The 19,743-nt window shown below is 55.7% G+C and carries 15 protein-coding genes; 2 read left to right on the forward strand and 13 right to left on the reverse strand.

Annotation, left to right across the window (positions count from 1 at the left end; translation table 11 throughout):
- From FEV51_RS12955 to FEV51_RS13010, 13 genes are all read right to left on the reverse strand, one after another.
- Nucleotides 1-232: transposase (locus tag FEV51_RS12955; RefSeq protein WP_222927442.1), on the reverse strand; the 232-nt coding region annotated here is incomplete at its 3' end.
- Nucleotides 233-264: 32 nt separating this feature from the next.
- Entirely contained in the window at nucleotides 265-417 is a 153-nt protein-coding gene (locus FEV51_RS13210; protein WP_171033139.1) for a hypothetical protein, read from the reverse strand.
- Nucleotides 418-550: 133 nt separating this feature from the next.
- Nucleotides 551-1,132 (reverse strand): HD domain-containing protein, encoded by a 582-nt coding sequence (locus FEV51_RS12960; RefSeq protein ID WP_138619539.1) that lies wholly within the window; start codon nucleotides 1,130-1,132, stop codon nucleotides 551-553.
- The gene (locus FEV51_RS12965; protein ID WP_246034575.1) at nucleotides 1,129-2,142 is read right to left on the reverse strand and encodes a helix-turn-helix transcriptional regulator; all 1,014 of its coding nucleotides are present in this window, start codon (nucleotides 2,140-2,142) and stop codon (nucleotides 1,129-1,131) included. The genes FEV51_RS12960 and FEV51_RS12965 overlap by 4 nt, the downstream gene beginning before the upstream one ends.
- 87 nt (nucleotides 2,143-2,229) lie before the next feature.
- The gene (locus FEV51_RS12970; protein ID WP_138619543.1) at nucleotides 2,230-3,588 is read right to left on the reverse strand and encodes an McrC family protein; all 1,359 of its coding nucleotides are present in this window, start codon (nucleotides 3,586-3,588) and stop codon (nucleotides 2,230-2,232) included.
- Nucleotides 3,585-6,629 carry an AAA family ATPase gene (locus FEV51_RS13245; RefSeq protein ID WP_138619545.1) on the reverse strand — a complete coding sequence of 1,015 codons (3,045 nt, stop codon included), beginning with the start codon at nucleotides 6,627-6,629 and terminating at the stop codon, nucleotides 3,585-3,587. The genes FEV51_RS12970 and FEV51_RS13245 overlap by 4 nt, the downstream gene beginning before the upstream one ends.
- A complete protein-coding gene (locus tag FEV51_RS12980; protein ID WP_138619548.1) occupies nucleotides 6,626-10,069 on the reverse strand; it encodes a TM0106 family RecB-like putative nuclease in 3,444 nt (1,147 codons plus the stop codon). The genes FEV51_RS13245 and FEV51_RS12980 overlap by 4 nt, the downstream gene beginning before the upstream one ends.
- A 69-nt stretch (nucleotides 10,070-10,138) precedes the next feature.
- Nucleotides 10,139-11,020 (reverse strand): ADP-ribosylglycohydrolase family protein, encoded by an 882-nt coding sequence (locus FEV51_RS12985; protein ID WP_246034576.1) that lies wholly within the window; start codon nucleotides 11,018-11,020, stop codon nucleotides 10,139-10,141.
- A 113-nt stretch (nucleotides 11,021-11,133) separates the two neighbouring features.
- Nucleotides 11,134-13,173 carry an AAA family ATPase gene (locus FEV51_RS12990; protein WP_138619552.1) on the reverse strand — a complete coding sequence of 680 codons (2,040 nt, stop codon included), beginning with the start codon at nucleotides 13,171-13,173 and terminating at the stop codon, nucleotides 11,134-11,136.
- Nucleotides 13,174-13,215: 42 nt separating this feature from the next.
- Nucleotides 13,216-14,343: a hypothetical protein gene (locus FEV51_RS12995; RefSeq protein WP_138619554.1), complete on the reverse strand. Its 1,128-nt coding sequence runs from the start codon at nucleotides 14,341-14,343 to the stop codon at nucleotides 13,216-13,218.
- Nucleotides 14,336-15,823, reverse strand: coding sequence for a DUF2779 domain-containing protein (locus FEV51_RS13000; protein ID WP_138619556.1), 1,488 nt, complete (start codon nucleotides 15,821-15,823; stop codon nucleotides 14,336-14,338). Before FEV51_RS13000 ends, FEV51_RS12995 begins: the two co-directional genes overlap by 8 nt.
- A gap of 62 nt (nucleotides 15,824-15,885) precedes the next feature.
- Complete coding sequence (locus FEV51_RS13005) at nucleotides 15,886-16,743, reverse strand: protein NO VEIN domain-containing protein (protein ID WP_138619558.1); 858 nt, start codon at nucleotides 16,741-16,743, stop codon at nucleotides 15,886-15,888.
- Between the two features lie 5 nt (nucleotides 16,744-16,748).
- Entirely contained in the window at nucleotides 16,749-17,447 is a 699-nt protein-coding gene (locus tag FEV51_RS13010) for a HEPN domain-containing protein (RefSeq protein ID WP_138619560.1), read from the reverse strand.
- 657 nt (nucleotides 17,448-18,104) lie between these two features.
- Between FEV51_RS13010 and FEV51_RS13015 the strand changes: the two genes are divergently transcribed.
- Both FEV51_RS13015 and FEV51_RS13020 read left to right on the forward strand, forming a co-directional pair.
- A complete protein-coding gene (locus tag FEV51_RS13015) occupies nucleotides 18,105-19,193 on the forward strand; it encodes a hypothetical protein (RefSeq protein WP_138619562.1) in 1,089 nt (362 codons plus the stop codon).
- Nucleotides 19,194-19,510: 317 nt separating this feature from the next.
- Nucleotides 19,511-19,743: transposase (locus FEV51_RS13020; RefSeq protein ID WP_222927442.1), on the forward strand; the 233-nt coding region annotated here is incomplete at its 3' end.

Here is a 19,743-nt window from a genome sequence, read left to right on the forward strand (position 1 = left end):
AAATCTCCCTCTCCTCCTTGAGGATCCGGTTCTCCAGGCGCAGACGTTCATTCTCACGGGCCAGATCCGCCTGCGGCGCGGCTACCAGATCAGTGGGCCGATATTGCGCGACCCACTTGCCCAGCGTCGACAATCCCACCCCTAAATCTGACGCAACACGCCGACGCGACAGCCCGCTGGCCAGCGCAATCCGCACCGCTTCCCGCTTGAACTCTTCTGTATGCTTCATCATCTCGTCGGCCTCCTTGATAGAGTGTTAAACTCTCAAGTGACCGGCACAAAACCGTTACAAGTCCAATTAGCTAATCCATGAATTGCAGCGATGTCGGAGAACAGGAAATCGCGCATGAAGAAACTCTTCGACAGGCGAACTCTGCCGAATTCTTCGATCCCATTAACTGATTTCGGTTGCTTCATTTTGCCCCCATTGCAAGGGCTATATCTATCAGCGCGTAAATGAGGGACGGCCCGATAACGAAGAAAAGCGCAGTGCCAAATATCGCTATTGCAGCTGCATTGGACAGTGTTTTTCCAAGAGGGAATTGGGGCTTCATGCAATCTCCTCCATTTCTTCCACTAAGCGGATGAAACGATTGCTCGCCCTGCCAGGGATTAGCTCGGCAAATGTCTTCGCTAGCTCTCGATAATACCAGAGGCTGCCGCCCTTCCTTCCGGTAAAGCGGCTCCAGACCTCTCCTCCATGGATGTGAAGGTCAGCTAAGATGGCGCCGGCGTTATGGGTCTTGTCGGCGATACTGACTTCAAGTGAAGCCGTTGGTTTGTGCGGAAGGCTGGCTAAATAAGCCTCCTTTCGTGCGCGCCACGGTGGCTTGGGCTCGATGTCAGTGTCGGTGCAATCGTTAACGATGCGGGCGACCTCCTCACCGAAGCGATTCCGAATATCTTCCAGTCTTGCAGCCCCGCCCTGATCCTCGACGGCATCGTGCAATAGAGCCGCTATTGCTTGGTCTTCCGTTGCACCATTTTCGATTGCGATCGCTGCGACGCCGAGCAGATGTGACACATAGGGAATGTCCGCACCCTTGCGCCGCTGATCGCGATGAATGCGGCTTGCATATACAAGTGCGTCGTCAAAGCGTTCCGAAAGTTGGTTTGTCGAATTAGTTGTCATGCGCCCCTACTGTCAGGATCTTGCGACATTTCCGGTCGCAAAATTTTGACCGCCCCTTTTCCCGCTTCGAGCCGTTCCCGCATCACCTCGCGCAATTCCTCAGGCTCTTCGATGCACACGTGCCCGCCCCAGGTAAAAAGATGCTCGGCAATCTCGCGAAGGCCGCCGGAATGGAAACGGATGACGAGTTCATCTCCGTCCACCTCAATCATCTGGTCGGGATGGAAACGCCAATTTCGCGCACGGTCTGCCATCTCGGCTGAAACGCGCAGGACAATGTCACGTCCTTCCTCACGCCAGATGCCAAAGCTCTTGCCCATCCAGTCGTCCAGGCTCCAGTCCTCGTCCGGGCAACCGGGCTCGTTGCTGGCGCGCACCTCGCTCATGCGGTCAATCCGGAAGGGGACGGGTTCGAGGTCGCGATTTGGCATCTCGCCAATGAGATAGGTCGTCGGTCCATGTATAAGCCCGAGTGGAATGACCCTTCGCCACTTCGGCTCCTCGGCACCGTCAGGTCGGTAGTCGAACTCGATGCATTGGCCCGCCATCATGGCGCGCTGGATCTGCGCTATGTTCTCTGGTGCATTTTCGTATGCCGGGCCCGCGGGAATGTAGTGACGCTGCAAGCGAACCAGCGGATCCAGATCGGGTGCCATGCGGCTTTTGACTTCGCGCTTGAGCGTCGCCTGGACTTTTCCCAACAAACTTTCGAGCGCAGGGGCATTCGCTGACCGCTCCTTTCGGGCTGCTTGAGCCGCTGCCTGCAACGCAGCGATTTCTTCGACATTCGGTTGCGTGAAGGGAGACGAAAGAGAGCCAGGAATGCGAAAACGTTTGCGCCGGTCATCCAAACTTTCTTCGAGATCGAAATGCACCAAGATGACATCCCGAAGTCGTTCCGCCGTCCTCCGGTCCGCTCCGATGACTTCAGCCATCTCATCTAGTGTGAGCCCCTCGGCAGAGTCGCCAAGAGCATTCACCAGCGTGATTAGTCGATCGAGTTTGGCCATTCTGGCCATACGCCCCTCCCCTATGCCGACCGCCCCTACGACCGGATATGTCGGAAGATTGCATGGAAGCGATCGGGATGGAAAGTCTTAATTCACAGCAATTTGTGGGACTGGTGTGAAATGCCGACAAAGTTCCTCAAGTTGTTTCGCAACACTCTTGTGATCGAGCGAGATATCGACACTCATCACATCAAGCCGCTCATGCCCCCCAGCGATCGTGTAGGGCTTGTGCAGCCTCGCGCCTTCGCCGGCAACCGAAGGATAAAGCAACGCCACGTCCGCGCCATCGTAAAGTCTTGCATATGCCATGAGCTGATAGACATCGGCCTGGCGCAGCCCATGTGACTTGTGCGTAGGCGAAATCATCTTCTTCCATTTGGTATCGATGACCGCGAGCAACCTGTTGCCGCGCAGCAATCGGATATCGGGTTTAGTAGAAAATGCACGGCCGCCATCTGCCGCAAGCGCTTTCCCCTCGCTCCACTGGCCGAGACATTTGCGATGCCCACCTTGCTCCAACACCCGAATTCCGTGCGGAGACATCGCTCGTCGAAGCATCGCCGCGACGTATTTCTCAAACAGGTCATTCATCGGGAAGACCAGCGTAATGCCAATCGCTCCACCGTTTTCCCGATCGACACCTTGCCAATTACGCCTCAGGAGCAGTTCGGCCAGCCGATGGAGTTCGCCCCAACGTTGATTAGCACGAGTTATGCGCACGTCTTTCCATGGCAGACGTGCAATCGGCATTTGTGGGATTTCATGCAGCCAATGGCGAAGCTCGGCCAGCTTGCGCCGGTTTTCCTGCTGCCGTGCATGACGGTGCAGGAAGGGAACGGCGGAAGCCATAATCCTCATCACGGGCGTATCGGCTTCCAATTGGTCGAACCGGCACGCTAGCCTATCAGGACGCACAGCGTTGCGCGTGAATTGCCGGACGGTGTCGAGCCTGCCGCGCAAAGCTGGCAGATCATCTTCGCACTGGAGATAGCGACGCGGAAGCCCACGTCGAACTTCTTGCAGAAGTTTGTCAGCGAAGTTTGCGATCAGTATCTCGAGCAGGCTGGTCGCCTTGTGCCCCATGCTGTCAGCGTTCCCGGCAGACAGGCCCAGGTCGAAAGCGATATCGAGCATTCGAACTAGCCGGATGCGCTCTGTCTGGCGCTCGGCGCCGCGGGTAATATTGTCCTCCGGTTCCGGCTTGTCGGGATCGAGCTTGGGCAAAATTTCAAGGCTGCAGCCGGCAGCGGACAATACACCGACCATTTGCTGCGCTACCAGTCGGTCACGCCTGTCCACCAGAATATTCGTCCCATGGATATTGGCATTGGGATGTGCGCGGGCAGCGTTGCAAAGAGCGAGCGCCTGTTTATCAGTAAAACAATTCCTCGGAGCGTGAGCACCGACTTTTACCTCCCCCCACTCGCGCACGGTGAGATGGGTCACGCCTCGTCTTCCGCGTCATCCATGCCATCCCCTTTGGAGCTGTCGCCCTGATCGACCTCGGCCTCTGTGCCCTTGAGCAGAAGATCATAGGCGTTCTCCGGAAAACCCGATTTGGCATTCTCTTGCCAACGGATAGTCCAGCGCGTCCGCTCGCCGCGATCCTCGATACCGGGCGGGACAGCGAGGGTCTTACCGCGAACGAAACCGGCGCCAAGCACCGCTGCGATATTGCGCCAGTCATCGAAGAAATATTCCTGCAGCAGCGGAATGATCTTGAAGCGCATTGTCTCGTCGATGGCGGCACGATCCTTACCCCCGTCACCCATAAAGAAGGCGTGGCCCACAGCATGATCGCGATCGAGAAGATATTCGATACGGGCGTTTATCGTGTCGAGCACTCTACGGAGATCGATATTATCAACCGTTCTGAGTAGTGTGCTGTTGGGCTCCATTTCCTCGAAGCGGAACCGGCGACGTAGCGCCGTGTCGATTTGCATGATCGAGCGGTCGGCAGTGTTCATGGTGCCGACGATGTGGAGATTGGCCGGAACGCCGAAATCTTTCTTGGAATATGGCAATCGGACCTTGAGCGCGTTGGGCATGCCAAGTCGTTTGTCCGGCTCGATGAGAGTAATAAGCTCTCCGAACACCTTGGAAATATTGGCGCGATTGATTTCGTCGATAATGAGCACATGAGGCAACCGCCCGGTCCCTGTCGATGCATCAGCATCATTGTTAACGACGGCAGAGAGCGCGACCCAGTCGATGGCATTTGGATCGAGCCTATAGAGGGAATGCCTTCGAAATCCGCGGGGATAAAAGATCGAACGCTCCTGTCCCTCATCGTCACGCCAGAGCCATCGGACTTTCCTTTGATGGGGGTGTCGCTCGACATCTTGTAGGAAATAATATGGCCCGGTCACCTGACCAATCGCTCGAAATCGGTCTCGGCCGTCCGAGACGACCACGTAGTCGCCCTCCTGCATCCAAGATCTTAAAGCGAAGAGCTGTTCTACGTTTGAATCTTTGCCGGTGGCGTCTGGGTTCACTTCGCTTTGCCATTTGTGCAGAATGGCTGAGAATTCTTCATATTTGGGCGCACTCCAGTCTATCGAGCCACCCCACCCAAGCGTGATGATCTCGCGATCCAACGCTTCTTGGATTGCAGCCTCCTCAGATCCACGATCACCGAGTGCAATTTTGAAAACTGATCTTTGCGGATCAAGGGTAAGAGCCGAACTTCCTCGCTCTAGCAGAGCGTTATCAACGACATCACGAAATATTCCAGAGTGGACATCGAGGATCATCCCGGGGTTGATCTCTTCCTGAGTCTCCTTGTCATCTGAAGAATGTGGAGGTCGCAGTCCTTCGACAAACTCTTCGTAAGCAAAGTTTTGATGGAAGGTGACGAACTCTATCCGCCTCTCCTTACGAAGACGACCATACTGCTGATGCAATTGAAGTCGGTCCTGGGCTGGAAGTTCCCCGCAAAGCCTGACCGCGACCTCCATAGTCTGATAGGTCTTACCAGTCCCAGGTGGACCGTAAAGAATCAGGTTTGTCGGCGATATCCTCGCAGGCGTATCCAAGTCCGTATCCCCCAAATCTTTATACTCGTTTGGCCATCTACCGGGCCGGCTCGGCACAGGCGGTTGCCAATTTGCAATTTCTTCCAGAGCATCTTCCATGGCAGCGGAGAAGTTCTCTGCTCCGTCATTGTCAAACTCGAAACTTCCCTCGAGGCCGACTTTCTCGTGCTGATGACTTAATTGTAGAAATGCTCGGTCCTTTCGCAATTGAACCGACGCGATCGTTCCCTCTGCAGGCAAGCCGTCAGAACTTTTTCTGCCGCACCGGATTTCCGGTATATTAGTGTGATACCAATCGAGACCCGCGTGATGAGCCGTGCGCACGATTGAACAGAACGCGTTCCTCTGTTCCTCACTCCATCCGCTGCGCACGTTCCTGAATCGCTCGTCCCTATCAAAGCGAGCCAGCAATTCATCTTCACTATTCCGGGCGCTTTCATCTGAATGGTCCACATAGGTAGACAGAATAAATCCGTGAATGTCCCAGAGATCACGAGGAATCCACCCCCAGCTAATGAGGGCGGTCTTGACCTCAAGCGCGAGATCAATCGTCAGTTTGTATTCTTTTGCAGTGATCGGTGCATTATGAAAAAGTGGTCTATCATGCAGTAACCGTTCAATACGACTGTATGGCACGTAACGTATAAGAACAGCTTGATTAGGAATGGTGGCGGCGAGGACAGCAGACGGCACGATGCGCGTATCGCGATATGTCGTTTCCTGTCCGATGGTTTTCAGAAGCGGCGAGAACGTTTCGTTGAACTTGTTGATGGCAGCTGAAATTTTCTCGACCGAGGACGACTCATTAATCTGAATGAGGCGGTCGAGCGCAGTGTTGAACGCGCTCGGATCTGCATCGCGCACACGTTTGACCCTCCAAGTTACATCCCCCTCAAAAAACGGTGGCAATGAGCCTCGCCCACCCTGCGAGGCATCGAGCAAAGCTTCAAGGACGGACCAGCCGTCCTTGGTCTTTAGCCGTGGATCGGCAAGCAACGCGTCAACTCGGCTTCGGTAAGTCTGATACCACTTCCCCGAGATCGCCTCGAATGCGCCTCGCTCTTCGAAATCAGGAAACATTGAAAGGAAACGTCCTTTCAGAATTGCCAGCTCAGCCTTCTCATCTGATCGATCTTCAGATTGAGCGGCGACACCTAAGCGCTGCGCAATTATTGGATTTAATTCGTATCGCTTCAACAATTCGCCACCGAATACCAAGACGCTAACAGGACCAGAATTATCGAGCGACTTAACCCTTGCGGGTAGCCCATCAATAAGCATAGCCTTGGCCACCTCTTCGATAGTCTCGTATTCAATGAAGTCGCTCGTTTTGTTAGAAGCCCCGCGTGGCTTAACCCGATATGCGCTCTTTCCTGATGCTCGGTTATAGTGCTTCACGGGTTGATATGCTGAACCATCAGCAGCGTAAAATACCAGATCCTTTTGGCTCACTCACTTCCCTCCTCTGCCACCCAGGCGAGCGTATTCACAAGCCGCAAGTGATCGATGCTCTTTGCGTTTAATTCCAGCAGCTTCGGATTGGCAACCAATAGCGCCAGTGTGCGCGCACGGCTGATGGCTACATTGATGCGGTTCTTCGAATAGAAGAATTCAATATGGCGAGGCAGGTCTTCGGGACTCGATGTCGCTAGTGACACGATGACGACCTCCGCCTCCTGGCCTTGGAACTTGTCGACCGTCCCCACTCGCGCGGCGCTAGGCAGAGCAGCCTGCAACGCGTTCACCTGCAAATTATAAGGGGCGACAACGAGGATGTTCCTCCACCCGATCTTTCCTTCATTTCCATCGCGATCGGTGAACGTGGTGCCAATCAGTCCTTGCGCGAGCTCCTTTACTCTTTCCACTTCGGCATCCGAGCGCTGGCCGCAACCAGTATGATCCATTGCCACGAAACGAATACCGGTTTCGGCTAGGGCGGTTTCGTGTCCAGGCTTCAAGTGCAGTCGCTGCCGCGCGCAGTCTGAATGAGCAACAAGTCGTCCGTCATAAACGGCCTGTGAGATAAACCCGCAAATATCGGGGTGCATTCGCCAGCTGGTATCAAGCAAAATGCCACGATCGGGGGCGACGGTCGCCTCACCTTGCAGCAGATAATCGAGCGCGGAGAGGCCGCTTTCGCCCGGATGCGATCCCTGGATCGGCTGCGCGAGCTGCATCTGATCGCCAACGAGCACGAGGTTCTTCGCTGCCGATCCCATTGCCAAAAGATGTCCGAGCGACACTTGACCAGCCTCATCCACAAACAGGTAATCGAGTTCCTGGTCGAAATCCTCGTCCGCGAACAGCCAAGCCGTGCCGCCGATCAGGTCAGGCGAATAGTCGATAACGTCGGCCTTGCTTTCGACATCGGTTATGACGCGACCATCGAGTTTCTGATCGTCCTTGCCGCGGGTGCACTTCTTGACTCCCACAAAACTGAGGCCCGTCTCGTCAGCCACGTCCTCCACTTTCGCAAGCAAATTGTTGATGGCCTTGTGACTGTTGCTGGACACCCCGATGCGCTTCCCAGCTGCAATCAGAGCGCAGATGATATGCGCGCTGGTGTAGGTCTTACCCGTGCCAGGAGGGCCCTGAATGAACAGCGTGGTCCCGTCCATCGCCAGACATCGCGCTGTCGTAGCCTCGACCAGACTTTCACCTTTGCGGACCAAAGGTCCGCCGTTCAAATCGTGGAGGCGCGGTTTGTTTCTTTCGATGAGGTCCAACAACGCGCTGTAAGGCTTGCTTTCTGTCGAACCGCAGGACCAGCTTTCGGTGCCGTCGGGATCGGTATCACCATGAAGCCACTGGTCTTCATTCATACCTGCCCATGCCATCGCAACCCTGCGCACTGCAGCGACAAGAATAGCGCTTGGGACCACCGGCTCTGGGATGAGCGAACCACTTTCGGGCCAAGCGCCCTTGGCGGCATTTCCTCGCTTGACTTCGACCGCCCCCCTCTCACCGTCGAGAGCAACGATCGTGCCCACCTTGGCAAGTGTAGGCGCATGGAGGACCACGTCGCCTTCGCGCAACTTGGTCTCCTGCGACGGGAAGCGGTAGCTTGAAATGGTGCTCCGCTTATCGGGCCGCTGCCAGTTGCCATCGCTATCCCGCGCTGGAGCAATGGACCCGATACATTCGATGTCTTCGCAAAGTTCCTCCGGTTCGCTTTCGCATCTGTCGAACATGGCCCAATATGAGGGCTTGTCGGCCCGGCGGTGGAATTGGGTAAGATAGCCCACAAGTTCACGGCCTTCCTTCGTTGAAGGAAGTGGGCCATTTCCGATAGCATTGATAAGTCGTTCGGCTCGTGCTTCCGCCTCCGCGCGCTCTTCCGCCTTTTCGTCGGCGACAGGATGATCTTCTCCCACGGCGCGCCAAGGAAGATCGTCCAATCTCAGTTCGATCAGCCAATCGCGCAGGGCCTCGGTATTCTCGCAGTCCACCCGGTTATAATCGAGGATGTCATCGAGGATTTTCTGTTCGCCCGTCTGCTGCCAGCTTTTGTATTCGACAACGGATTGGTCCGCCTTGGTAACATCGCCCTGCCGTGCTTCGGCGAAAAAGACCTCCATCGTTTTCAGGGAGAGATTGTCCTCGGACGTTCGAATAGCTTGGCGCAGCACGCCATATAGATCGACGAAGCGCCTTTCGCGCAACATGCGGTCGAGCAGATCCTCGCGGCTCGCGTGGAGCGTCGACAAGCGTTTGAGCGATGTAATTTCGTAGGGGGCGTAGTGGTAGACATGCGCCGCCGGATGCTTCGCTAGATGAGTGGCCATCCAGTCCAAGGTTTCTTCAAACGCCGCACGCTCCGCGACTTTGTCGTGTCCCCACCGATGATAGAACTCCGGCTTCGAACCATCGCGGAAATGAACGCCCCAAAGATAGTCGAGGCCACCCTCCTGCAGCGGATCGCCTTCGAGATCGAAGAACAAATCTGCAGGATCGGGTTGCGGGAGGTTGGAGAAGCCGCGCTGCTCCTCGACAGGCAAGGTTTCGACGCAAGCCTCCCCGCCGGCCCAGCGTGCCTTCTGCATTTGTGCTTGCTTACGCAATTTCGTCAACGTCTCGGGAGCAATGCGTGCCACTTTTGCGTCTCCCGGCAGGGCTGCGAGATCCGCCACCGTCACGATCCCGGCATCTCGTAGCTTCTGCGCCTGTGGTTTGCCTAAACCACATACACGACTGAGGTGGTCGGCTTCCTCCCACACCTGTTCACAATGCTCACGCCAAGGGCAAAGCGAGCAAGCAGAGCATGGCTCCGGTTGCGTCTCCTGCGCTCCGCCTGCGACAAACGTCGTGAAGCGCAGGATTGCGTTCCCAAGCACCTTATCGAAATCGACCAAGCGGAAACTCTCACGCCGACCGTCGCCAAGCTCAATATGCACCCGCCGTGGCATTCGGCCCTGAATGGCGGCTATCATCCGGGCGTAAAGCGCTAATTGCACGATGTGTCCTGCCTTGGGCGAACGGGCGAGCTTGGTATCGACCGGTTCGTAAGAGAATGCACCTAACGTGGATGGCTCTTCCACGCGCTCGAGGAAATCGGCAAACCCACTCCACGGTTCGTCAATGAACGCGGCTTGGAAGATATACGCCGGTCCACTTTGAATCGCTTCCCGCGTCAGGCGGGCACGGGACTCGAGCGAGCGATTGTCGGGGATCTCAACAAGACCGCCCTTGGTCTCCAACTCTGCACGATACGCTTCCTCGTGTTCGAGACCTTGAGCCTGAACGAGTTTACCCATCGCATCGTCTTCAGCTCGCTCGGGTGCGCTTGCTGGATCGCGCAACGCCGCCAAATCAAGTGCGGTCGCGTGTGTGCAGCCGAGGTATCGGACAAGATCGCTTGGCGAATAAAGAACAGTATCGTTGTGAAGACGCATCTACGAAAATTCTCCTTGAGGCCTGCCTACAAGCGACCTGCGACAAAACCGGTCCTAGCGCCGCCAACACTATGAGGCAGCATGGGGTGCCGCTTCTAGAAGGCGGTCAGCGAGGCTTTGAATTCGATCATACCAAGCCAACTTTGCAAGCCAGTCTTGCGGGATACCGGTGGCTCCAAAAAGCGCACCTGCAAGTTGCCCAGTGATTGCGGCGGTCGTGTCGGCATCGTCGCCAAGATTTGCAGCGCGCAGCACGATTTCGCGGAAACTGCCCCCTTGCCCGACACACCACAACGCAGCCTCGAGCGAATGAGCAACATAGCCGCTACTTGCGATCTCATCGCGATTTTTGTCACGCCAGGATCCGCCCACGATGGATGTGATTGGTTCGGACAGGTCTAGTCGGCCACAACTTGCTAAGCCCAATTCGAAGTCGCCATCCAAAATTGCGCGGTGGACTATCATCGAGAAAGCTTCGCAAGCATCAAGGCAGGCGCGCGCAGCATGAGTGGTGGCACTTTGTGCGCGAGCAGCCTCGCGCATCGCCTCCTCGCCCGACGCAACACCCCAAATCGCAATTGGAGAAAGCCTCATCAGTGAACCATTACCGGCCGCGTCGGGATTGCGTGAGCCTGCAAATGGGTCCCCGCTCTGCTCGAAAGCCGCGAGCGCATTTCGAGTAGTGATACCGATGTCAAAACAATTTCCAGTGGGGCTGTAATTCCCGTAGCGCCACCAATCGACGAAACGCGTCATAAGATCAGTCGCATCAAGACCGCCGCATTCGGCAAGACTTTCAGCCAATGCCAACGCCATGCTCGTGTCGTCGGTCCAGACCCCCGGCTTCAGATTAAACGGTCCTCCACCGATCATATCGGCCAGCGCTTTACCGCTGTCGCGTGATGTAAATTCGAGCGTCGTGCCCACGGCATCACCAACGGCAAGGCCCACCAGCGCTCCCCGCGCTCGGTCTATCAAATCACTCATTCATGCACCCTAACCGAATTGGATACTTTACCACTTAGCCCATCCTCAGAGCTGATCGAACATCCCAGAAAAGTTTGCTAAAATCCCATCGGGCTGCGCGCTTGGCCACGATCCGCAAGTTCCCTCTGCAGCCACTTCGCCAGCGTAGTGGGATTGCCTTCGTCGAGCAGTTTTGCCCGGCGCGAAACGAGTGCAAAATCGCCTGGGGTCGAACCCTGGAGCTGGACATCGCGCGGAGCTTCTTGTCCGAACCAACGATGAAATTGCGTTCGGGCGCGACTTTCGTCGAGCGCGCGGAATGCGGCACGGATCGTAAAACGCCGCTGGGTCGCCGGATCGAGATTGTCCGCCAAATTGGTCGTCGCCACGAACGGCGCCTTCGAGACCTCCATCTGGCGCAGCATCTCGTTGACCAAGCTGCGCTCCCAGCTGCGCTGGGCGTCCCGGCGGTCAGAAAGGAAGTCATCGGCTTCGTCGATAAGCAGTAGGCCCTTGCACCGCGATGCCTCGTGGAAGGCGGCGGCGATATTCGCTTCGGTTTCGCCAACATACATTCCGAGCAAGTCAGAGCCACGCCGTTCAATCAGTTCGATCTTCAACCGCTCGGCCAGATGGCGGGCATAGGCGCTCTTGCCGGTCCCGCTCGGCCCTGAGAGCAGCAAACTCCACTCGCGATCCTCGATTGCTTCCAGCCGCTGGGCCAGCGCATCCAGATCACGATCTGCCAGCGCCAACGTGGGGTCGTATGCTGAGGGCAAAGGCGTCGGACTCGCGGGTCGCCCGGAGATTGCGGAGACCAGCCCCTCCCCGATTGCCATCGCTTGTTCGATATTTCCAGCAACCTTCTTCGCACCCTCAACAGCCGAGGCAAGCACGGCAGGCGCAGCTGGAAGCGAGGCCAGTCGAAGCCTCTCCTGCTCAGACAATTTCAATCTCGCTTTCTTCGCATGTCTTTCTACGACCCTCTGCCTGACTGCGAGTGACGGTTTCGGAAACTCAATCGCCAGGGACATTCGCCGGATAAGCGACTCTTCGAAGCGCCAGAGATCATTGACGATCCAAATTGTTGGCCGCTGGCCGCCTTCAATCAGGCGATTAAGGAACAGCTTCGAGCGGCCTCCACGGTCTTCCAGAGCGCCCAGTTGTAGAACATCGTCGGCCTCGTCCATCACCACCACGCGGCTTGGATCGCCGCTGGTAAGAGCGCGCAACAAGGTCAGGTGAGCAAGCCTCTCGCGGCGGTTCGGCTCGCGACCATTGTCGTCTTCCATTCCAGCAAAAACTGCCCGCTTGCCCGAACGAGCGGCGAGCAGCTTCGCAAATTCCGTTTTTCCGGTTCCTGGCGGCCCATAAAGAAGAATGGCGCAAGGCTTCGCCGCCGCTACCAATGCTTCGGCAATCTCGCGCTGCGGTCCGATATGGTCAAAGTCCTCCCATTGGAGGCTCGAGGCCCTCGCCGCTGGCATAAGCTGCTTTGCCAGGCGAGACGGTGGCGAGCCCGTTTTGGCTATCCGTCGCAAGAAGTTGTTGGCCGAAACCTCCCCGTCCCCATCGTTGTCGACCAAGCCCGTGCTCCACAGCTTCGCGCCGACTGCCAGGCGATCCTCTACCTTGGAAAGAGAGAGATTGTTCAGGAAGGCGATCTTGCGCGCGGACGGATTGTGACCGCCGCCAGGAATAGCTCGAATGAGTTTGTCCCACTCGTCATGGGTAGAACACCTTGCAAGCGTAAGCACAATCTCCCGTTCGATCTCGTCAAGACCCAGAGTTTGCGCCAACCAGTCGATTCGGCGATCGAGCGACGTGCCAATTTTCTTTTTGCCGATCGCTTTGCTCGTCGCAATTCGGCGCAAAAGGGCCGGATACTGCTGGCTGGTGAGCAGTTCCCACTCATCGTCGCTATCGAAGGCCTTGTTCGCTTCGTCCGCATCCGTCCACGCTTCCTGAAGGTCAGAGCCGCAATTACGCAGTTGCTGGTCGGACAACCTGCAAACCACATCGCACCAAGCCTGCATGAATAGCTTAACTTCGGTAGATGAGGCGAAAGAGGCGTCGGATTGACAATTGTGATTGCGGCGACGGCGGTGCCTCAGGCGTTCGATCTCTTGTTCTGTCATGCAGCCTAGATAGGCGTGATGCGCGACAGAAATGGTCGTAGCTTAGCTGACGATCTTTTGCTCGAGCAGATACGAACGAAGCGCCGCTGCCTTCTCAGCGACCCAAGTCACAATCTCGCCTCCACGCAGATCCGGATCCGCCGCAAATGCCGAGATACTTTCGATGGCCAAAAAATCGCTCGCCGGTCTTAGGAACCCTTCGGGCGCGGCATCCGTCATCGTAAAGTAGTCGTCATCCCCGTTGAAAAATCCGACATATATGTGAGGGCCAACAAGATCACGACCGATCTGTTCGCTATCATACCATGAGTCCAGTTCAGGAAACCAAATGCCGGTTTCTATGTAACTCCATCCACTGGAGCTTCGTGGAGCTGATAACGCGTATCGTTGTGCGTTCACAGTTCCGTAGTCAGGTTCTGCCTTGATGCGGTAGCTCGCGGTTTTTCCGCACGCCGCGATATTCTTTGCCTCCTGCCACATCCGATCCACGAGATTTTCAAGGCTTGCGGCTTGAGAGACATACAATTGGGCCGACGACAGAGCGACTGCATCGGGAAATTCATTACTCATATCCTCAGACTCCAAATATGTCAGAAATGCCTGCGTTAAGCGAACCGCATGATGGTCTTTGCATAAACCTTCCACGAGGGCTGCCATCCTGCGTGCCAATACTCCCCATGTAGAATGGTAGCGAGAAAAGCCATGGTATGGAGCGTGTCCATCTACTGAAACGAAGTCTGCAGGCGGCGGCGTTAAGTGTGTGATAAAGACCATTGCATTCGGCATTTCGCATTCGACGCAGTGCTCTTTTAACCAGTCTGCGTATTCTCGCAGCTGGTGGCTTTCGCCATCATCACTGTCGCGCTGAGAAACTGCATGGCCGACCTTGTTTTCGAAAAGTATCCAAGGCTGACCATCGTATTTCACGAGCATGTCCGGCCGGCCGGCTTTTCCGGCGTGGTATTGGGTGAATATCTCGACTTTGGTCTCGTCGAGTTGCGCGACAATAGCGTGTTCCGATCCTACAAAGTCTGTCAGGAGCTTTTTTAAAGGATCAGCTGGAAGTGACCGCATTGTCGCCGCGAGGCACTCGGTTGCCCAATCCTCGAGCGGATTTTTATTCTCTCTTTGCCGGTAGGCAAAAAGATCAACGAACAAGTCATCATTCATTTTCGGCTCCCAAGGCCCGCGCGATAGTTATCATTGCCCACGTATCTCGTTGACAATAGGCTTTGAGAGCCTCGGCCAAGGCCTCACGCCGCGCCACACTACATCTTTTCTGAGCTGCTTCCGCCCAAGCAAGTTGTGCGTTACCGCCGTCTTTCACCTCAAGCGAAGCATAATCAAGCTCCGGTGCGATGGTCGGCAACACGGCCTTGATCGACCAGCTGCCGCGCTGGTCCCTATGATACCAATTGTTTCGCGTGACGGGTAAGAGATCGACCGTTGCCTCAGCCATCACCAGTAGGGGGCCGGCCAGGTCAGGCTCCCAGGCGGCCAAGTCTCGAAGCACGCGGCGTTCGAACGGGGCATAGTAGGCAATGATGGTCGCGTCGTCCGGAACCATGGAGATCAAAGCTTCAGCACACGCCCGCCGAGGATCGCTGCCGTCACAGCTTAGAAATTCGTGATGCGTGATTGTGCCATCCCGCTGCTCGAGATGAAGAGAGAATTGGAAGGGTATCTGTTGATACGGCCGGGTGCCTATCCAACGCGGCACTGCGGGCGCGATTGTCTCAAAATCGAGCCAAGCCCGTGGCCAACCCCAGTCCGCCATTTCTCGACGAGCGCCTTCAACATCATGATACGGCACATCGTCACGCGTTGCTGAAAGTATCTGCGCGTTCTTGGCGCTAAGGTCCTCCTCTGAGAGATCAAGTAGATCCTCAATGCCTTTCTCCAGCCATTTCTTACCGGCGCCGCGCGGTAGGACGGTGACGGGCCAATCGGGCCCTTCCGGCAAAGCTTTTCCGCAATATGTGGCAAATTCGCACTCGAACGGTGACGAGCAATGATCGCCCATCTGCAAAGTTGGTTCATCATCAGCCAGCACCGCCTGTGCCTCTTGCACCAGCGCAGCCCGCCCGGTGACAATGTCATCCACCTCGCCCATCAACTCAGCATCGCGGAACAGCCCAGCGTAGTCGCCTGCGGACGTCAGTTCGAAGCTTTTATCGATGTGGCGAATGGCTGCGCTCTCCAAGTTGAGACCAGCTCCCCGCATGACCCACACCTGTGTCGCCAGATCACCGTGGTGATAATCCTTCACGCTGGTCGAACTTTTGACCTCAGCCGCATGCCATGAGCTTTCCCCAGCGCGTTCCAGGACATCGACCCGAACAAGCACACCATCATGTTCAAATGTGGCTTCGAAGATCGGTCCGGGATGATCTTCTGCCAACAAACGAGCCGTGGTGGCCAACGCGGCGGTAAGGTTAGGCTCCGCTTCAACCATCACACCCTGCGTATGCAAGGCGCAGGCAATCTCGCCGACTTCGTTGCCGCCAGAAAAGCGCATTTCCGCACCCTCATCATATTGCGCGAGTTCAGGCTTGTGGACCGACAGCCACAGCTTCTTCGGGCATTGCTCGAAGGAGGTGATGCGGGACTTGGAGAGGCCGTAGCGGCGATGTGGCGTTGTCTCGTGCATGATGTCCAACTAAGAGATAGTTACGACAAATATGGTCGCGCCTGGTTTCGCATTGCAGTCGATCACTTGAGCGACGCAAGAAAGCTTGTTGGCGAAAGGTCCGCATGCTCATTTAATGGGGGGCGAAGTGAGAAAGCCTTTGGCTGACGAGCAAAATCCCACAGCCGAACTAGATGCCAATGTTCACGTCTATCGTCGGCCACGGCAAGTTCGTTCGAGCTGATGTGAAAGGGTGTTCGCTCCCAACCGTTAGTTGTTTTCACCTCAAGTAGCCGATCGGAACCATCCGGCTCGAAACTGGAAATGTCGTAGCCATAACCATCTCCGTCCTCTGCCGATGTCCAGCGCACCTTACGAGAGAGGTCGAGCCTCCCCGCTGACCTCAACCGGACTCGTTCGTGGGCCAAGACCCGTTCCTCGCCAGCTTTGCCCAAGGCGCGATTGCGGGCATCGCGCGTCGCCACATCGTATTTCAGCGCAATCCTCGCCATGAATTCAGAATCCACCGGTGGCGGTTCATTGCGTTGCGAAGGGACAGGACCAAATTCCAGGAGCTCTTGGCTTTCCAGACCGATCCACTTTGCCGAAACAGGCTCTCTCAGTGGCGATGAAATACCCTGCGGGACCAACCAGTCCTCATTATGGTCGAGCCAGCGCAGCACTCGGTCCACCAGCGCGTTCTGAAAATTCGCCGCGGGTTTATAGCCCGGGATCCACGGTTGACCGAGGCCGAGCAGGACGGCGCTGATATTCTGGTGCTTGAACTCGATCGAACCACGGCTTCGATCGATCCGTTCCTGTAAATCGCGGTTGTGTCCTGCCTTATTGTATGATCGCCTCGCTATATCGTCGGCCAGCATCGCGAAGTAATCTGCGACAATGGCGTCGATTTCCGGCTCGGTCCAATCCTCGCCCGCCAATCGCCCTATCCATCCACGACCGGATAATTGGGCATAGCCCATTCGCGGTCAGGATTATCCATCATGAGGTCAATGAATACCGGCAACAGACAACCAAGCAATGAGGTGCAGTCGCGGACCTGATTGCGGTTGGCCCCGCTGTTCCAGGTTGCGCCCCCGTGAATCAGCTGGTTTCGCAGGACATAGAGGCGGTCAAAAAGTATCGAGAGCACCACAGCTGTATTCTTTTCTGCCAGCGCACGGTTTGCCGCGTGCTTTGCACTGTCGAAAGTGACTTCCCAACCTGCGCCGCCAAACTCACCAGCATGGTGCCGCCAGAATGGCGCGAATACATATTTATTATCCATCAGCAGGCGAATTTCCTGGCTGAAGCGTTCCCAGATCACGTCGTAAATGCGATGGTCTTCATCCATTTCGACCAGAGCGGCAAAAAACTGGTCGAAGCGCTCACGCTCGTTGCCGCCCCTTCCCTCACCACCCAGCGCCCGGTCGAGGTCGCCGGCGTAAGCGGCGTTGAAACCAATCCAAAGCAAAATGAATCGGACGTCGAGATCGTCTTCTTCGTCTTCAGCGCGCCGCAACCAGCTTAGCGCACGATGCACACGAAGTGTCAGGGGCAGGGGAAAGCTGTCACGGATACCGCGTTGCTTTTCCTTGAGGCTCTCAGGATGAAGAGGATCTTCGGATGCGTAAGGACTAACCATGGCTACAGATTACAATCCACTGAAGTGATGAGATGGACGCGCACTGGATGCGAGGTCCGATCTTTGGCATTTTACGGCAAAGTCTGCCGCCAATTCGCGATTACTGAAAGCGAGAGACAAGCCGAAAAACCATCCGTTGTCGAGGCGCTCATAATTTTTATATTTCGATAACTTTCCCCGATGCCTGCTCTTCAGCCAAGACCTAATTGAGGTGTTTTTCAGGATATGCTTCTTTGCGCGATCGATTTGCTAAAGATCCATAACGCTTCTGCCCGATGCCGGGTAATTGCACGTAGTTCGAAGAACGAGGCCTAACATTGGTTTCGGGAAGCTTCGCCAGCAAGAAAGTTTCTGTGAGCATCAGCCTAATAAGGCGTTCGTTGGGAGGGACTCAATGTCGGAAGTGCAAGGGATAAATGAGACTATCGTTTGTGTCGATGCTCGCGTTCATGTGATCTCCGTTTTAGCTTATGACCGACCCGAGTGGCCAAATGCCTTGAACGTGAACGTGTCGGGGAAACGCGATATGTCCATTAATATATTGCCTTAGTTCCGACAAATTCGGACGCAAATAAGTCTGCGGCTCCAAGAATTAAGTTGTGAGATCCAAATTATGCGATAGTTGAACTTTGCGAACAACGGCTTGCAGGAGCCTAAATGCGATTTTTCAGCGCCGGTGAGTTTTGCGAAATCGAGCAAGTAAAAAACGTCAAGGAGGGAATGCCCTCGTGGGCCAACCTGAAGTCGCGTATCAAACGAGCACCGGAAATGGTCGGTGCTGGAATCTACGCCTGCTTCTGGGACCGCGAGCTGATCTATATCGGACTTCACGTTGGCCCGGAAGCAAACCCTTTCGGAGTCAGTGTGTCCGATCGGCTCCACAAGCACATCCTAGGGTTCACGCTTCGAGCGCACAATTTATCTTTCAGCAATAGCGGTCTCAAATCGATACTGGCAGAATTGAATGATCCGTCTGGCGTCAGATCATCGATTGCGACCGATCTGGCCGGGCTGGATCCAGCCATTGTCACTCGGGATAAAGGGCTGAGTTCGACGTTCAACAAGGCACGCTTTGCTGCGCGGCATTGGGAAGAACTGGCAAATGCGCCCGCAGCGGAGATCATGGATAGATTCGAGGCTGGCTTTAGCTCGGTCGATTGTCGATTTTTCCGCGATATGTCGAAAGGCGAAATCAATTTGCTGATCTCGCGCGAGTTCGAGAAGCCGACAATTCATGAGTTTGAACCATGCTGCAACACGGATATGCGCAGCTGCGATGGAAAGCCTGTAGGATTAAACGAAGTCGCCGACTTTGTGACTCGCACCATTTCAAGCTGGCAGAACCTAAATGGCACACGGCGGCATAACATTATCGCTCAGACCCAAGAGGCAGTCGCTCAAATGAAATTCGCAGGAAAAGACGATCCAGAAGACGATACGGGCACAATCCTCGATCCGGACGAAAGGTATTTGGAATATTACACTCCCGGTGGGCAATGGCGCGTTAAGTCGGCCCAAAATGGCCGCGTTCTTGCCGTCGGCTCCCACAAAAACAGGGTGTCGTGCTTGGCCTCGCCCGCGCGCTTGACGGCGTTGGGGATTGTTGCGTGCAATACAGCACCCAGCGAGACGATCATGAAGTCTGTGGTAGAGTTAGAACCAATGGAAATGGAGGGAAATTACGCGCGGGTCCTGAAAACGGTAATCGAGGCCAGCCTTGCAGAGCTCGAACACCTGACTTTGTGATCGTCCAATTTGCCATTCGACGCGGTTCCATAGGCGCTGTCCAACATGGCCAAAGGTGTCCATGCGACCGAAAATGTCGTAGTGAGGAGTTATAGCCGGAAACATGTATACCAACACTACCACCAATGCTTCAAATAAGCTGTTCAGGCGTCAGATATCCGTCGATCTTCTGCGTTCTCACGTATCGGACCCTCAGAGCATTATCGGCGAATTGTTTTCCCGATGGTGTCTACCTGGCAAGTGCAGCGAAAGTGGACTTGTAACGGTTTTGTGCCGGTCACTTGAGAGTTTAACACTCTATCAAGGAGGCCGACGAGATGATGAAGCATACAGAAGAGTTCAAGCGGGAAGCGGTGCGGATTGCGCTGGCCAGCGGGCTGTCGCGTCGGCGTGTTGCGTCAGATTTAGGGGTGGGATTGTCGACGCTGGGCAAGTGGGTCGCGCAATATCGGCCCACTGATCTGGTAGCCGCGCCGCAGGCGGATCTGGCCCGTGAGAATGAACGTCTGCGCCTGGAGAACCGGATCCTCAAGGAGGAGAGGGAGATTTT

The sequence above is a fragment of the Qipengyuania marisflavi genome (genome assembly GCF_005884405.1).
Taxonomy (GTDB): domain Bacteria; phylum Pseudomonadota; class Alphaproteobacteria; order Sphingomonadales; family Sphingomonadaceae; genus Qipengyuania; species Qipengyuania marisflavi.

What these genes read in the sequence shown, in the direction of transcription:
- FEV51_RS12995 (WP_138619554.1), bottom strand. Translation starts at nt 14,343, where the DNA reads ATGAATGATGACTTGTTCGTTGATCTTTTTGCCTACCGGCAAAGAGAG.
- FEV51_RS12980 (WP_138619548.1), bottom strand. Translation starts at nt 10,069, where the DNA reads ATGCGTCTTCACAACGATACTGTTCTTTATTCGCCAAGCGATCTTGTC.
- FEV51_RS13010 (WP_138619560.1), bottom strand. Translation starts at nt 17,447, where the DNA reads ATGGTTAGTCCTTACGCATCCGAAGATCCTCTTCATCCTGAGAGCCTC.
- FEV51_RS12960 (WP_138619539.1), bottom strand. Translation starts at nt 1,132, where the DNA reads ATGACAACTAATTCGACAAACCAACTTTCGGAACGCTTTGACGACGCA.
- FEV51_RS12990 (WP_138619552.1), bottom strand. Translation starts at nt 13,173, where the DNA reads ATGACAGAACAAGAGATCGAACGCCTGAGGCACCGCCGTCGCCGCAAT.
- FEV51_RS13210 (WP_171033139.1), bottom strand. Translation starts at nt 417, where the DNA reads ATGAAGCAACCGAAATCAGTTAATGGGATCGAAGAATTCGGCAGAGTT.
- FEV51_RS13015 (WP_138619562.1), top strand. Translation starts at nt 18,105, where the DNA reads ATGCGATTTTTCAGCGCCGGTGAGTTTTGCGAAATCGAGCAAGTAAAA.
- FEV51_RS12965 (WP_246034575.1), bottom strand. Translation starts at nt 2,142, where the DNA reads ATGGCCAAACTCGATCGACTAATCACGCTGGTGAATGCTCTTGGCGAC.
- FEV51_RS13000 (WP_138619556.1), bottom strand. Translation starts at nt 15,823, where the DNA reads ATGCACGAGACAACGCCACATCGCCGCTACGGCCTCTCCAAGTCCCGC.